This window comes from Vibrio vulnificus NBRC 15645 = ATCC 27562, assembly GCF_002224265.1.
GTDB classification, from domain to species: Bacteria; Pseudomonadota; Gammaproteobacteria; order Enterobacterales; family Vibrionaceae; genus Vibrio; species Vibrio vulnificus.
In genome coordinates, this window is sequence record NZ_CP012881.1 from 2,937,116 (window position 1) to 2,952,137 (window position 15,022).

At 40.3% G+C, this 15,022-nt stretch carries 14 protein-coding genes; all 14 read left to right on the top strand.

The annotated features are described in order from the left end of the window. The first annotated feature begins 2,442 nt into the window (after positions 1 to 2,442). The 14 genes from AOT11_RS13590 to AOT11_RS13710 all read left to right on the top strand — a co-directional run bounded on the left by AOT11_RS13590 (position 2,443) and on the right by AOT11_RS13710 (position 15,022). Positions 2,443 to 3,003: a hypothetical protein gene (locus AOT11_RS13590; protein WP_017420622.1), complete on the top strand. Its 561-nt coding sequence runs from the start codon at positions 2,443 to 2,445 to the stop codon at positions 3,001 to 3,003. A gap of 70 nt (positions 3,004 to 3,073) precedes the next feature. Further along, positions 3,074 to 3,547, top strand: a complete 474-nt coding sequence (locus AOT11_RS13600; protein ID WP_017420624.1) for a hypothetical protein — start codon at positions 3,074 to 3,076, stop codon at positions 3,545 to 3,547. 203 nt (positions 3,548 to 3,750) lie between these two features. After that, complete coding sequence (locus AOT11_RS13610) at positions 3,751 to 4,128, top strand: GNAT family N-acetyltransferase (RefSeq protein WP_242603891.1); 378 nt, start codon at positions 3,751 to 3,753, stop codon at positions 4,126 to 4,128. Positions 4,129 to 4,941: 813 nt separating this feature from the next. After that, positions 4,942 to 5,766: an alpha/beta fold hydrolase gene (locus AOT11_RS13625; RefSeq protein WP_017420627.1), complete on the top strand. Its 825-nt coding sequence runs from the start codon at positions 4,942 to 4,944 to the stop codon at positions 5,764 to 5,766. A 136-nt stretch (positions 5,767 to 5,902) separates the two neighbouring features. Then, positions 5,903 to 6,295, top strand: a complete 393-nt coding sequence (locus AOT11_RS13630; RefSeq protein ID WP_017420628.1) for an SMI1/KNR4 family protein — start codon at positions 5,903 to 5,905, stop codon at positions 6,293 to 6,295. Positions 6,296 to 6,888: 593 nt separating this feature from the next. Beyond that, on the top strand, positions 6,889 to 7,281 hold the full coding sequence (locus AOT11_RS13640; RefSeq protein WP_017420630.1) for a hypothetical protein: 393 nt from the start codon (positions 6,889 to 6,891) through the stop codon (positions 7,279 to 7,281). A 151-nt stretch (positions 7,282 to 7,432) separates the two neighbouring features. Next, positions 7,433 to 7,777 carry a hypothetical protein gene (locus tag AOT11_RS13645; protein WP_017420631.1) on the top strand — a complete coding sequence of 115 codons (345 nt, stop codon included), beginning with the start codon at positions 7,433 to 7,435 and terminating at the stop codon, positions 7,775 to 7,777. Between the two features lie 1,105 nt (positions 7,778 to 8,882). Next, entirely contained in the window at positions 8,883 to 9,446 is a 564-nt protein-coding gene (locus tag AOT11_RS13660) for a hypothetical protein (protein ID WP_017420655.1), read from the top strand. A gap of 518 nt (positions 9,447 to 9,964) precedes the next feature. Next, positions 9,965 to 10,759, top strand: a complete 795-nt coding sequence (locus AOT11_RS13670) for a CBS domain-containing protein (protein ID WP_237342675.1) — start codon at positions 9,965 to 9,967, stop codon at positions 10,757 to 10,759. A 151-nt stretch (positions 10,760 to 10,910) separates the two neighbouring features. Then, on the top strand, positions 10,911 to 11,663 hold the full coding sequence (locus AOT11_RS13680) for a hypothetical protein (RefSeq protein WP_017420656.1): 753 nt from the start codon (positions 10,911 to 10,913) through the stop codon (positions 11,661 to 11,663). A 151-nt stretch (positions 11,664 to 11,814) separates the two neighbouring features. Then, entirely contained in the window at positions 11,815 to 12,549 is a 735-nt protein-coding gene (locus AOT11_RS13685; protein WP_017420650.1) for a TIM44-like domain-containing protein, read from the top strand. A gap of 144 nt (positions 12,550 to 12,693) precedes the next feature. Beyond that, on the top strand, positions 12,694 to 13,005 hold the full coding sequence (locus AOT11_RS13695; RefSeq protein WP_017420651.1) for an antibiotic biosynthesis monooxygenase family protein: 312 nt from the start codon (positions 12,694 to 12,696) through the stop codon (positions 13,003 to 13,005). Between the two features lie 238 nt (positions 13,006 to 13,243). Beyond that, positions 13,244 to 14,386, top strand: coding sequence for an MFS transporter (locus AOT11_RS13705; protein ID WP_017420653.1), 1,143 nt, complete (start codon positions 13,244 to 13,246; stop codon positions 14,384 to 14,386). 150 nt (positions 14,387 to 14,536) lie between these two features. Then, on the top strand, positions 14,537 to 15,022 hold the full coding sequence (locus tag AOT11_RS13710; protein WP_017420654.1) for a hypothetical protein: 486 nt from the start codon (positions 14,537 to 14,539) through the stop codon (positions 15,020 to 15,022).

A 15,022-nucleotide genomic window follows, 5' to 3' on the forward strand; every position in this document is an offset into this window, starting at 1 on the left:
CTGCAGAAATTTGGTTTATGCGGCACTCACCCCTTAACGCGGCGTTATGTTTAGTCACGTAAAATCAGTTGGTTGCATCTTTTCTTTGCTTTCTCAGCTTTCTAATTTTGGTCTTGTCAGCAAGTTAACTTCAGTGTTCGCTGTTTTCTGGACTCCAATTCGTGGGCGCGAAAAATTCAGAGAATTGCCTCATTGAAATTCAGTGCGCTTGTGAGTCGAATGAAGCTGCCTTAGTTTTAAGTTTGAGCTCAAGTTTTCTGTTTCTCACGCTAAAACCCAAAGTCATTAAAACTAAATTTATGAGTTAATTCAGCTTTTTAGCGTCTGGTTTTGGTTTGCAAAGGTAAGTCGAGTTAAGCTCTTGGTATCGCAAACTCAACCCTTTGTGTCTTAAACATAACAAGGCGTTTAAGCGGGATTCATGCCGCGTGGCATTTTTGGTTTGTAGTGAGTTTTGGTGGTGAAAGTGGTCTGCGGCAGCTTGGTTTATGCGGCATTCACCCCTTAACGCAGCGTTATGCTTAATCACGTAAAATCAGTGGTTTATGGTTTTTTGCTCCCTCAGCTTTTCAGTTTGGTGTTTGTCGGCAAGTTGGCTGTTTTGAGCGCTGTTTTTCGGACATCAATTCTTTGGCGCTGAAAATTCTGAGTGTTGCCTCATTCTATTTTCGGGCAAGCGCGAGGTTAGTACGGCTGGCTCAATCAGAAATCCATTTTTGGTTTTTAAACTCCAAGCCAGTTTTGCCAAAATCCGAGCCTGATTATCAAAACTATGATTCATTTCGGTTTTCTACGTTTTGGTTTTTGTTTGTGATTCAAAGTCGAGTTAATCTTGTTTCCAGAAAAACGTAACCCATTGAAGCTTAAGCATAACAAAGCGTTTAAGTGGGATTTGGCACGCGTGGCATTTTCAGTTTGCGTTGGGTTCAGTGATTAAGTCGCTGTGCGGTAGCTTTTGTAGTGCGTGCCTGCACCCCTTAACGCGGCGTTATGCTTAATCACCTAAAATCAGTGGTTTATGCTTTTCTTTGTTCCCTAGGCTTTTCAGTTTTGTGTTTGTCGGCAAGTCGGCTTTTTTGAGCGCTGTTTTTCGGACTCTTATTCTTTGGTGCTGGAAATTCAGAGAATTGCCTCATTCAATTTTCGGGCAAGCGCGAGGTTAGGGCGGTTGGCTCAATCAGAAATCCATTTCTAGGTTTTCAAACTTCAAACTAGATTTGCCAAAAATCCGAGCCTGATTATCAAAACTATGATTCATTTCGGTTTTCTACGTTTTGGCTTTTGTTTGTGAATCAAAGTCGAGTTAATCTTGGTTCTGGTCAAACGTAACCCATTGAAGCTTAAGCATAACAAGGCGTTTAAGCGGGATTCATGCCGCGTGGCATTTTTAGTTTGCGGTGAGTTTTGGTGGTGAAAGTGTTCTGCGGAAAGCTGGTTTAGGCGGCATTCACCCCTTAACGCAGCGTTATGTTTAGTCACGTAAAATCAGTTGGTTGCATCTTTTCTTTGTACTCTCGGCTTTCTAATTTTGGTCTTGTCGGCAGGTTAACTTCAGTGTTCGCTGTTTTCTGGACTCCAATTCGTGGGCGCTAAAAATTCAGAGAGTTGCCTCATTAAAGTTCAGTGCGTTTTTGAGTCGAATGAAGCGATCTTAGTTTCAAAGTTTGAGCACCAGTTTTTCGGTTTCTCACGCTAAAACTCAATATCAGTACAATCAAATTTATGAGTTAATTCAGTTTTTTAGCTTCTAGTTTTGGTTTGCAAAGTTAAGTCGAGTTAAGCTATTGGTTTCGTAAAACTTAACCCTTTGTGTCTTAAACATAACAAGGCGTTTAAGAGGGATTCATGCCGCGTGGCATTTTTGGTATGCGGTTGGTTTTGGTGGTGAAAGTGGTCTGCGGAAGGTTCGTTTATGCGGCATTCACCCCTTAACGCGGCGTTATGTTTAATCGCGTAAAATCAGTTGGTTGCATCTCTTCTTTGCATTCTCGGCTTTCTAATTTTGGTCTTGTCGGCAAGTTAACCTCATTGGGCACTGTTTTCTGGACTCCAATTCGTGGACGCTAAAAATTCAAAGAGTTGCCTCATTGAAATTCAGTGCGTTTGTGAGTCGAATGAAGCGATGTTAGTTTCAACGTTTGAGCACCAGATTTCGGTTTCTCTCGCTAAAATCTCAATATAAGTACAATCAAATTTATGAGTTAATTCAGCTTTTTAGCTTCTAACTTTGGTTTTCAAAGATAAGTCGAGTTAAGCTCTTGGTATCGCAAAACTTAACCCTTTGAGTCTTAAACATAACAAGGCGTTTAAGAGGGATTCATGCCGCGTGGCATTTTTGGTATGCGGTGGTTTTGGTGGTGAAAGTGGTCTGCGGAAAGTTGGTTTATGCGGCATTCACCCCTTAACGCGGCGTTATGTGTTTTGAAGTAGTTCGGAGTTATTTTGATAAAAGTAGTATTTGGTGTGATCTTAGGGTTCGCAGCAACAATTTGGTACGTAGCATTAGATCTTCGGTTTGACTTTGACTCATCGTTGTCTGTGAACATTGTCATTGCTATAGCAACAGCGATAGCTGCCGCAATTCACTTTGACTCAGTAAAAAGCCAAGAACGAGAAAGGGTTTGGGAGCTGAATAAAGCAGAACTACTTAATTTGTCCAAAGAGTTGTCTGAAGTAATTCACGAAACAAAGCAAGCTATAGATTATGAGTATTCTTCTAGTGACCCTGAACATCAAACGAAAGCGCCTAGCAACCCCAAGGCTTATAAGGTTCTGGACGAAAGGTTGTTTGTTCTAATTAATGTTCAAAAACCGCTATTGCCAAAAAAGTTTATGCAGTGTGTTGAATCATTGCATGCATTAGACAAAGAGATCACACGTCAGGTTTTTGAAGAAGATTTAGACAACATTTCTGCCCATGAAGATATGCTTTCAAAATACATAGAATTACATCAAGAACTCAATGTGTTTATTCGAAAAATGGCAGGCATAAAAAACACATAACAATCTGTTTAAGAGTGATTCGCAACGCGTGGCATTTTTACTATGCGTTGCGTTTAGTGTCTAAGGTGGTATGCGGCGGCATCGGTATTGCGTTGCTCACACCTTAACAGGGCGTTATGTAGCAAGGAGATTCGGTGTGCTTAACTTTTTGAATAAAAAGTCTTATGTTCAGTCAGTAGCTAAAGATATGGCTCCGAAACTGTGTGCTAAGTTTGGGAAAAAGCCCGTTTATTCTTTTCAGGAAATTAGTTGGGCATTGAGCGAGATTAAGCGCAGTGATGACCAGTTTTATAAGTCAGTTTCTTACGGCATGTTGCTGCCATACAGCAATGAGTTGGCTATCGAGTTACAAGAAGACTTAGGCGACTTGTTAGAGTTTCAAAAGTCTGTTGGTGAGCTCTTATTTAACGTGTCGGAAGTTCCTTCGTTTGAAAGTTACCTGTTATATGCAGAGGTAAATTCGGCACCAAAATGTAAAGTTACGAACACGACTTTAGATAGTTCCGGTGGAGTAAACTTTCTTGATTTTGGTGGCGGTGACTAGCTACATAACAAGGCGTTTAAGCGGGATTCATGCCGCGTGGCATTTTTGGTTTGCAGTGAGTTTTGGAGGTGAAAGTGGTCTGCGGAAGGTTGGTTTAGGCGGCATTCACCCCTTAACGCAGCGTTAGGTGACATATGGAAATTATTCTTTCAAAATTTAAAAAACACGAACACTCGTCGGCATTCGATGATTTCAGATTATATATGAAGCCAATCGTTGATAGTGCAATTGGTTGGGATGAAAATTTTCAAAGAACTTCGTTTGAATCTAAGTTAAAACCAGAGTGGTTTAGTTGGATTTTGTGCAATGGTGAAAAAGTTGGCTATGTATGCAGTCGCCTTAAATCGAGTAGTATCCACATCCACCTGCTCATTATCTACACGGATAGTCAAAGGAAAGGTTTCGCATCAACGGTCATTCAAAAACTCAAACAACAGGCAAATTCACAGCAACTGGATTTAACATTGAGTTGTTTTAAAAATAATGAACCTGCTGCGCGCATGTACAAACAGTTGGAGTTTGTTATCGACTCAGAGGATGCGTTTTTTTATAACTTCATAAGCGCGGTAGAAAGCACCTAACAAACAATTTAAGAGGGATTCCCAACGCTTGGCATTTTTGCTTCTACTTCAATTTTAGTGGTTACGGTGCAATGCTTTAGGTTGGGTGGTAGCGTTGGTCACCCCTTAATTGGGCGTTAGTTTGCAAGAGGAAAAACGCAGCTATATCGCAAGGTCTAGTGGTAAAAGCTCAAAGTCGAAATCGTCATATCGGCGTTCAATTTCAGTGTTAACTAGCGTGGTGAAAAACCCAAATTGGCAGCGTTTCTACGGTTGATTTGTTCTTTGGTGCGGCGATTTTTGGGTTAACTGGGTTGAACTTTTTTGCTGAAACTCTGCTCGTTGAGTTTGTTGGTACAAAAGCCGGTTTATTCGCTGAAATGACGTTTTCTCTGGTGTGGAAAGTTCACGTGGTTTTAGTGACTTTGTTGAAAGTCCGCACTGTGAGATTGGTTTTCCAAAAGCGCTTTTTGGTGTTGTGAGTTCGTTTTCTGCGGCGTTGTTTGTTCCAAGTGGTTTCATTGAGTAGCCGCTTTGAGACTACGCCTGACTTAGATGCATCAAAACACATAAAGTTTATTGTTTGCAAAGTTTGAAATAACGTAAAATCAACGCTTTGGGTTTGCAAACTAACAAACTGCTCAAGAGGGATTCGCAACGCGTGGCATTTTTACTATGCGTTGAATTTAGTGATTAAGGTGGTTTGCGGCGGCTTAGGTATTGCGTTGCTCACCCCTTAGCAGGGCGTTATATTTTTCATCAAATCTACCTTTCGTTTCGGGCTGAATTAGTTATGATAGATCTTAATTCAGTTGTTAGAAGTGCGAGGGTAATGTGTTAGTAGAAAAATGGTTAGATATCGATGGTGACCAGCTTTATTGTTTGTCTACTGAACTCAAAGAATCTCAAGAAACGCTAGTGTTGATTCACGGTTTAGGCGAGTCGCATCTCTGCTTTGCGGATGCATTCGACTGGTTGCCGAATTATAACCTGATAATGTTTGATTTGTGTGGTTACGGTTATTCTCCTGCTTCAGTTATCTCCCACTCTACGGAAACTCAAGCAAAACGTATATTAAAAGCTCTTGAGCAATTAAAGGTTCATGATTGTTTTCTCCTTGGGCACTCTTGGGGAGGTGATACGTCTACCTTGGTTTGCAAATACGATACGAAAGGTGTTGTACGTGGCTTTATTAATGCCGAAGGTGGGGTCCATGAAGAGAATATAATTTTGTCCCAGATTATTGCTGAACAATACTCTGAGTTAAGTAGTGATGAATTTTCCAAATGGGTGAAAGGTACAGGTTTTTCACAACGTTTTTCTATGTCTTGGAGCCACGGAGCTGGTATTAAGTATCTTTCGTCTGTTAGGCGTTGTGAACCAGTCGTTCTAGGTAATACAGCTAGTGAAATTTATGCTCAGCACGCAACCCAAGATATGCGGGGGGTTGTTAGTTGGGGCCAAGTTTATGAAAGCTTATCGATACCTAAAGTTTACTTTTGGGGTACACAGAGTTTAAGTGGTTGTGAACGAGCTACTAAATTCATTTCTACATTAAACAATGTTTCGTTCGAAGGGGCCAATCACTGGGTTCAAAATGAACCGTCTAAGTTTTACAAAGAAGTGGACAAATTCATCACTAACGTTCCCAAAATATAACAATAAATTTAAGAGTGATTCACAACGCTTGGCGCTTTCACTTCAAGCCAGTTTAGTGTTTATGGCACAATGCTTAAGCTAAGGTGTCTGCGTTGTTCACACCTTAATTTGGCGTTAGGCATTCCAGGAGGAAAAATTGAACAGCGAGTTTCTTTCAAATGTTGAAGCATATAATACGGAATATTGCTCAATCAAAATTAATACGTGTTTCGAAAATATCGTTCTACCTTTTTGGTCTCTGGTAGAAATTGAATCAGGCCTTAAGCTTCGACAGGAATGGGATGTTCCTGATAACTTAATTCCATTTCAAGGTGATTGGCATGAGCTTTTATGCCTTGATACAGATTCAGGAGAGGTAGTCTATATAAATGATGATCGTGAGGTGGTTTGTTCTTGGACAAGTACAGAAAAATTCATCGCTTCGTTATCAAAGGAAGAAATAGCATGTAATACTGAACCCGAATTAGTTAGTTCATGGTTATCCGCCGACTTATTAGTAAAAGTAAATGAGTTCAAGAAAAAACAGTAAATGCCTAACAAAGCATTTAAGAGTGATTCCCAACGCTTGGCATTTTTCATTCCATCGTTGGGTTTTGTGTTTACGGTGGTATGGTGGGGTTTCGTGGTAGCGTTGCTCACACCTTAATGCGGCGTTATGTTTAGTCACGTAAAATCAGTTGGTTGCAGATTTTTTTGCTTTCTAATTCTGGTCTTGTCGGCAAGTAGGCTTTCGGTGGTCGCTGTTTTCTGGACTCCTATTCGTGGGCGCGAAAAATCCAGAGAGTTGCCTCATTGAAATTCAGTGAATTTGCGAGTGAATGAAGCCATCTTAGTTTCAAGTTTTCGGTTTTTCACGCTAAAACTCAAAATCATTAGAATCAAATTTATGATTTAATTCAGCTTTTTAGCGTCTGGTTTTGGTTTTCAAAGTTAAGTCGAGCTAAGCTCTTGGTATCGTAAAACTTAACCGTTCGAGTCTTAAACATAACAAGGCGTTTAAGAGGGATTCATGCCGCGTGGCATTTTTTTCATGCGGCTAGTTTTGGTGGTGATGGTGGTGTGCGGAAAGCTGGTTTAGGCGGCATTCACCCCTTAACGCGGCGTTAGCTGGTAGGAGGTTATATGGAAATTAATACCGACTTTGAGAAGATGAACTTTCATGATGTATCTATCGAAGATGTCTCCAGAACTGACTCTAAAATTATCATCGTTCTCAGTGGTATTTTCATCAGCAAAGAGCACCCAAGTTCAAATGGAAGCGATCTAATTGTTCAAAATGGGGTGATGACTCTATACAACGTATCCAATGAAAAAAGTCTCACCTGGTTAAATAATGTTGCGCCTATCAGCCACAAAACGCCAGAGTACCCAATTGATGAAATCATGAATGCGAAGTTTGATGGAAGCACATTCCACTTTGATGGCTTTAAGGAAACGATGCCTTGGCATGAGTGGTTTATTCAGGCTACAAGTTTCAATTTGGTCGCCTCCGATGTTGTGGAGACAACCAGCTAACAAGCAATTTAAGAGGGATTCACAACGCTTGGCACTTTTGCTTCTACTTCAAATTTAGTGTTTACGGTACAATGCTTTAGGTTTGGGTGGTAGCGTTGCTCACCCCTTAATTGGGCGTTATGTGCAAGTTCAATAATAAGAGGTCGCGCACTTGAATTATGAATTCCCAGATGAATTGGATTTTTTTGAAAGAGGATTCGGTTGGTCTGAAGAGTACAGCCATGATGAAGGACAATTCTCATTTATAATGCAGTACGATAATGGAGATAGCTTAATCTTTACTCATTCACCATTTTGTAACTGTTCAGTGAGCGTGAAATTGGTTCAAGATGAAGTGGTTGTTTTTGATGTATTTAAAGAAAATGTTTCTTCGATTGCTTTCCAAACATGGGGAGAAGAAAAGGTTATAAGAGTATATTTCACTAAAGACACTGAAAATAATGACTTTCTTGTGTATTTTAACCCTAAACCAAGGCTACGTTACTCCGAGCTTTGAGTTTGCACATAACAAGCAATTTAAGAGGGATTCACAACGCTCGGCATTTTTGCTTCTACTTCAAATTTAGTGTTTATGGCACAATGCCTTAGGTTGGGTGGTAGCGTTGCTCACCCCTTAATTGGGCGTTATGTTTAGTCACGTAAAATCAGTTGGTTGCATCTTTTCTTTGCTTTCTCAGCTTTCTAATTTTGGTCTTGTCGGCAAGTTACGTTTAGTGGTCGCTGTTTTCTGGACTCCAATTCGTGGGCGCTAAAAATTCAGAGAGTTGCCTCATTGAATTCCAGAATGTAGGCGAGGTGAGTGAAGTGATTTTGATTTCAAAGTTAGAGCCCCATCTTTTCGATTTCTCACGTTAAAACTCAAAGTCGGCACAATCAAAATTATGATTTAATTCAGCTTTTTAGCGTCTGGTTTTGGTTTGCAAAGGTAAGTCGAGTTAAGCTATTGGTATCGCAAACTTAACCCTTTGAGCCTTAAACATAACAAGGCGTTTAAGAGGGATTCATGCCGCGTGGCATTTTTGGTTTGCAGTGAGTTTTGGTGGTGAAAGTGGTCTGCGGCAGCTTGGTTTATGCGGCATTCACCCCTTAACGCAGCGTTATGTTTAGTCACGTAAAATCAGTTGGTTGCAGATTTTTTTTGCTTTCTAATTTTGGTCTTGTCGGCAAGTTAACTTCAGTGTTCGCTGTTTTCTGGACTCCAATTCGTGGGCGCTAAAAGTTCAGAGAGTTGCCTCATTAAAGTTCAGTACGTTTGTGAGTCGAATAAAGCGTCTTGGTTTCAAAGTTTGAGCTCTAGTTTTCGGTTTCTCACGCTAAAACTTGAAATCATTAGAATCAAATTTATGAGTTAATTCAGCTTTTTAGCGTCTGGTTTTGGTTTTCAAAGTTAAGTCGAGTTAAGCTATTGGTATCGTAAAACTTAACCGTTCGAGTCTTAAACATAACAAGGCGTTTAAGCGGGATTCATGCCGCGTGGCATTTTTGGTTTGCAGTGAGTTTTGGTGGTGAAAGTGGTCTGCGGAAAGTTGGTTTAGGCGGCATTCACCCCTTAACGCAGCGTTATATGTTTGAATTGGCTAGTGTACAAAAGGAAACAAAGAATGTTTGAAGAACTAAAAGATAAGCATAAAAATCATGTGTATAGTTTAGAGGCGGCATACTCGGAATCTAAAAAGTTATCTTTATCCCCTGAATTGCTTGAATATCGTGCGCTAGACAAGAATGACTTCAACAAACTATTTCAAATCGTGGACATGCTTCAGGCTCAGTTGGGCTACGATCATCTAGCTGGTGCGTGCTTGCTAGTCCATTCGAACCTTAAAAATGCCTTTGCCAGATATGGCTACAAATCTGAAATAATCTTGGGTGATGCAATTGTTAATGGTACTCCATATATGTCTTGTAACTTAGACGATTTGAAGGAGCAGCTTGCAGAAGGTATTGAACATAAAGGTCAAAAAATACATAGTTGGCTACTTTTAGAAAACGGACAGTTTTTTGATGCAACAATTGTTCGAGATCTGACTGATGGAAAAATGGCAGCAGAATTGTATTGTTTCGATGTACATAGTGACGACAATGGTAATGTTATCGAGTACAAACCGCTCTTAGTGGGTTCTGACTTTGTAGAGAGGACTAATCCAGTTTCTTACGCACACATATAACAAAGCATTTAAGAGTGATTCCCAACGCTTGGCATTTTTCATTCCATCGTTGGGTTATGTGTTTACGGTGGTATGGTTAGGTTTCGTGGTAGCGTTGCTCACACCTTAATGCGGCGTTATGCTTAATTACGTAAAATCAGTGGTTTATGTTTTTTCTTTGTTCCCTCGGCTTTTCAGTTTGGTGTTTGTCGGCAAGTTGGCTTTTGTGAGCGCTATTTTCTGGACATCCATTCTTGGGCGCTAAAAATTCCGAGAATTGCCTCAATCAATTTTCGGAGAAGCGCGAGGTTAGGGCGGTTGGCTCAATCAGAGATTTGAACTTAGGTTTTTTCGTTTTAGCTGCCAAATTTCAAAGTCTGATTTTCAAAATCATGAGTCATTTCAGTTTTTTGGTTTTTGGCTTTTGTTTGTGAATCAAAGTCGAGTTAATCTTGTTTCCAGAAAACATAACCCATTGAAGCTTAAGCATAACAAGGCGTTTAAGCGGGATTCATGCCGCGTGGCATTTTTGGTTTGCAGTGAGTTTTGGTGGTGAAAATGGTCTGCAGAAACTTGGTTTATGCGGCACTCACCCCTTAACGCAGCGTTATATTTTCGGGGGAGATATGAGTTTAGTCGAAGATTTTCTAAGTGAATTTTGTGAAATCGAAAAGTACTTACGTGTACTAACCAATAGCGACGAACACAAGTCATTTAGCAAAATGCTACAAGAATCTAAAACAAAAAATAGAGTCGTCAGTCGCTATATTGGTGAACTGGGCACGTTTGCAAGTTTAAGAAACTTGCTAAGCCATGAAAGATTTAGTGGTGCACATGTAGCATCACCCTCAGAACAAGTCGTTGAACGTATAAAAGAACTTAGAGCAAAAATAATTTCACAGCCTCGGCTATTGAAACTGTGCTCAGTTGAACTCTTAACTTTCGACAAGTCGGATACTATTCAAAAAGTTTTGCTCGAAATGAGGAAAAATGATTTTTCACAGGTCCCAATTCTATCGGGGGGCACTTTGTTTGGTGTGTTGTCGTCAAATACGATTTCTAGATGGCTTGGGTCTGATGCTTTTGAAGGTCTTTTCTGTACATCGGAAGCAACGGTTGAAGAAGTTATGGCACATCAAGAGTTTTCTGACAATTACGAGATTTTACCGCAAGATCAAACTTATGGTAAGGCAGTGGCAAAGTTTGAAAAAGCGACATCAAAAGGTAAGGCTCTGGATGCAATTCTGATCACGCACTCAGGCAAACCAGAACAAAAGTTGCTCGGTATAGTTACAATGGCTGACATGCCTAAGATTATGAGTGAGCTGTACTAAAAATATAACAAACTGTTTAAGAGTGATTCGCAACGCGTGGCATTTTTACTATGCGTTGTGTCTAGTGTTTAAGGTGTTATGCGGCAGCATCGGTATTGCGTTGCTCACACCTTAACAGGGCGTTATGTTACTGCACTTTACGAGTAATTGAATGAATAAAAAGTTGTTAGTTGGCGGTTGTTTACTCGGTGTGACCGCTCTATTTTTTGTCGGTAAACGAAGTGGTGAGGAGTTATCGCTCCCCGTGTGTGATTCCGTCCCTAAAATTGATACGCCAGTGCATTTTTTCACAGATGGCTCCATTAGTGAGGCACGAATTGAAGAGTTTATTGACTATTCAAACCTTGTTCTAGAGAACTCTTGCATTCCAATTAGAAGGACTCTGTCAGGAATCACCAAACTTGATTTGACCAGTTTTAAAAGTCTAGACAGTGGTAAGTTACATCAACAGTTACTCCTAAATGTTGGTAACTCGACTCTTGAGCCAATGCAAAAAATTGGAAGCTATTATGTTCTAGTTCTTCCTAAAGACTTTCCTTTTGCAAAAGACAGTGTAGGAACAGCTCATGTAAATTTTAGTCGCAGTTTTTTAGTTCTATCTTCTGATGCAGAACTTCATGTACTTGAGCATGAGTTGGGGCATCTGGCTTGGGCATGGCACGACAACACAGCAATACATTGGTTAAAAGGGCAACTCCTAAAAGAGCATCACAAGCAAATTAAGCCCTATGCCTTTGGGGCATTGTGTCATGAAGCAGGTACGGTAATGACTTATGCAGAGAAGCCGTTGCCAGTCTATTCATCACCGGATATCAAATATTATGGACAGGCTTGTGGTGATGCGGAAACTGCTGATAATGCGCGTCATATGCGAGAGTTTGCGCAATCACTGATAGCTCCGTAACATAACAAGCAATTTAAGAGGGATTCACAACGCTCGGCATTTTTGCTTCTACTTCAAATTTAGTGTTTATGGCACAATGCCTTAGGTTGGGTGGTAGCGTTGCTCACCCCTTAATTGGGCGTTAGGCCCAAATAGTATACAAGGAGGTTCAATGAGTAAATTAGTGGTTTATTTGTCGGCAATTGTTGTTGCATGTTTAGTGGTGGCAGAGCCCGCATTTGCTGGCCCTGGAGGAAAAATTGCAAGCGTATTATCTGAGACATTCTGGGGAAAGGTAATAATACTATGTTTATTAGTCTTTTTTTCACCATTTATAGTGTACGCCTTTTGTAAGGAGAAACTAGCTGAGCAACGTGCTAGAAAAGATCTAAGGTTTATGGCTGGCTATAGTGAACTGTTTGAGTGGTTAAAAGTACAAGAAAGAGTCAAGGATTGTTTCTATCGAGTGCATGCTGGTTGGGAGAGTGAAGACCTATCGAGTGTTTCAGACTGGATGACAGATTGGTATTGGCAAAATCAGCAGCAAGTACATCTTGAGAATTGGAAAAAACAAGGGTTGGTTAATGTATGTAAGGTAACCCATTTGTCCAAAATTAAGCCGTTACTATTTGTTCATAGGAATCAATCTGTAGAACACGAAGGTTCTATGGTTGTGGTTGCTATTACGGGAGAAACTCAAGATTACCTAATGGTTAAAGAGACAGGAAAAATTGTTGAAGGGAGTAAAAAATTCAAAGATGTCGAAACAATTTGGACTTTGACCTTAACTAATGGGGTTTGGAAAGTCTCTAACATTGAAAGCTGTACGATGTTTATAGATTATGTCAATGAAGCTAAGCATTTACCCAAGATTGAGACTACGGTTGTAAGCGACTTGAGGGCCTAACAAAGCGTTTAAGAGGGACTTGGCACGCGTGGCATTTTCAATTTGCGGTAAGTTTAGTGGTTAAAGTGTGATGCGGTCACTTTTGTATTGCGTGCCTGCGCCCCTTAACGCGGCGTTATAACCACGGCATAAAATGGAGTATTTATGATAGCAAGGGAATGGAAAGCTACCTGTCCGAAGGAGCATGAAGAAGGGTTTATTGTGTACCTTTACGAGACAGGCATAAAAGACACATCAGCCACCAAAGGTTTTCTTGGGGCACAAATTCTGAATCGAGATTTAGGAGATGATGCTGAAATCACGTTGCTGACTTACTGGGAAGACCTAGATTGTATTAAGTCGTTTGCAGGTGAAGATATCAGTATTGCTAAGTTGTACCCAGAAGACGAGAAGTACAAATTAAATCCTGATCTCCACGTGAGCCATTATGAAGTCCGCGAGAACATGTGGTTATAACAAAGCGTTTAAGAGGGACTTGGCACGCGTGGCATTTCCAATTTGCGTTGGGTTTAGTGGTTAAGGTGCTATGCGGTCACTTTTGTATTGCGTGCCTGCGCCCCTTAACGCGGCGTTATGAATATTTATAAAACTATAGCAAGGAGCTCTCATCAATAAATTACTTTCCTCAATCTCAATATATAAAGGATTGCCAAAAAATATATACTATCTAGCTGTAGCTAGGATGATTCTAGGTATGGGTAACTTCATTATCCCTTTTTTAGTACTTCTTTTAACGGATAAACTGGGTTACTCCGTCACTATTGCTGGGATGCTGGCAATGACTGTAACAGCCACTTACTTGGTCGGTGGGTTTCTTGGTGGCAAATTATCTGATTCGTTTGGACACAAGCGCACCATGATATGTGGGGAACTGTTTGGTGCCATTCTACTATTGTTTTGTGGCTTCTTCCCCGAGAATCAGTTGCTTGTACCTGGCTCATTATTTTGTGCTTACTTTTTCATAGGGTTAGCATTACCAGCAAGTAATGCGCTAGTGGCAGACCTATCAACGTCAGAAAACCGCGATGCTGTAATGTCTCTTAGTTACCTAACGTATAACCTAGGCTCAGCGATTGGTCCTGTGATCGCTGGATATTTGTTCTGGAGTTATACAGAATGGATATTCTGGGGAAATGGGTTAGCGGCTCTATTTGGTGTCTTTATCATTTATGGTTTGGTGAACCAGACTCAAGCTAAAGAAAGCATTAGTGAAAATGAATCAGAAAAACCAGTAGATGGCAGCGTATGGAGTGTACTTGCTTCAAGACCCAGATTAATAGTTTTCACTTTTTTATGTGGTCTGTTGTGGTACGCACTCAATCAAATGACTATGGCTAGCCCCTTGTACTTGAGTTCAATATTTGGTGATAAAGGGGCAGTGATTTTTGGTCAACTAATGACTTATGCATGTATCGTGGTAGTCGTCATCACACCAGTATTGATGAAGCTAACGTCAGAAAAAACAGAGGTAGTAAGTTTGGCTTATGCTGGTTTGCTATTTGTTGTTGGCTACAGCTTAGTGATGGTATTTCCTAATATACCGGTTCACTTTTTTGCTTGGTTCTTCTTAGCAGCTGGTGAAGTACTTTTGCTGACAAAGGAAGGGGTATATTTAGCAAACAACTCACCTTCTAGCCATAGGGGACGAATACAGGGTGTTTTAGTCACCCTTCGAAGTGTATTTGTTATGCCAAGTTTTGTGCTTATTGGATATATGATCGATAAATATGGATTTAATACAACTTGGATTAGTGTCATTGCATGTGCATTGATTGCTTCGCTAGGTTTGTACTTAATGAATAGACATAAAAAGTTCTATAAAACAGTGCGTGCGTAGCATATTCATAACAAGCAATTTAAGAGGGATTCACAACGCTTGGCACTTTTGCTTCTACTTCGAATTTAGTGTTTATGGCACAATACTTTAGGTTTAGGGGGAGGCGTTGTTCACCCCTTAATTGGGCGTTATAAATCTAAAGGAGCAGTTATGTGGAAATTGATTAAAGCTATGTTTTCATCTGACTGGAAACCCGACGGGGAACAGGGTTCTCTGTTTGAACGTGTTGAGCATGAGTTAAAGCTCAAAAAGCAGCAGGAAGATAATTTGACAGCGCTTTTTGTAGAGCGGCTGCAAGTTTTGGAAAACCATCTAAACTCCCTGTTTGGTACTCGAGGGAGGGTAGAAGTTTTTGTGAATGGACAGAAACAGCTAGTAAAGCCAATTTACGTTAGCAAATTGATTGATGATTTTGAATGCTTTCCTGAAAAGAATGAACTGATGTTTTGTGTAAATTTTCAATTTGATCATTCGCGAATAATTGAAATAGTTGAGGCAAAGGCTTTTCAAGGGGATGTCTTGTTTAAATACACAGATTCGACTGGCTCATTTCAATCAGCAGTTGAGTTTGCGGATTCTATTAAAGAAGTGGTGCTGAAAAAAGTAGGTTTGAACGCAACGAATACAGATTTATAA

Bases quoted from the DNA above. Each gene is read 5' to 3' on its own strand.
- AOT11_RS13640 (WP_017420630.1), top strand. From the start codon at position 6,889: ATGGAAATTAATACCGACTTTGAGAAGATGAACTTTCATGATGTATCT.
- AOT11_RS13695 (WP_017420651.1), top strand. From the start codon at position 12,694: ATGATAGCAAGGGAATGGAAAGCTACCTGTCCGAAGGAGCATGAAGAA.
- AOT11_RS13610 (WP_242603891.1), top strand. From the start codon at position 3,751: ATGAAGCCAATCGTTGATAGTGCAATTGGTTGGGATGAAAATTTTCAA.
- AOT11_RS13705 (WP_017420653.1), top strand. From the start codon at position 13,244: ATGGGTAACTTCATTATCCCTTTTTTAGTACTTCTTTTAACGGATAAA.
- AOT11_RS13710 (WP_017420654.1), top strand. From the start codon at position 14,537: ATGTGGAAATTGATTAAAGCTATGTTTTCATCTGACTGGAAACCCGAC.
- AOT11_RS13600 (WP_017420624.1), top strand. From the start codon at position 3,074: ATGCGGCGGCATCGGTATTGCGTTGCTCACACCTTAACAGGGCGTTAT.
- AOT11_RS13680 (WP_017420656.1), top strand. From the start codon at position 10,911: ATGAATAAAAAGTTGTTAGTTGGCGGTTGTTTACTCGGTGTGACCGCT.
- AOT11_RS13660 (WP_017420655.1), top strand. From the start codon at position 8,883: ATGTTTGAAGAACTAAAAGATAAGCATAAAAATCATGTGTATAGTTTA.
- AOT11_RS13685 (WP_017420650.1), top strand. From the start codon at position 11,815: ATGAGTAAATTAGTGGTTTATTTGTCGGCAATTGTTGTTGCATGTTTA.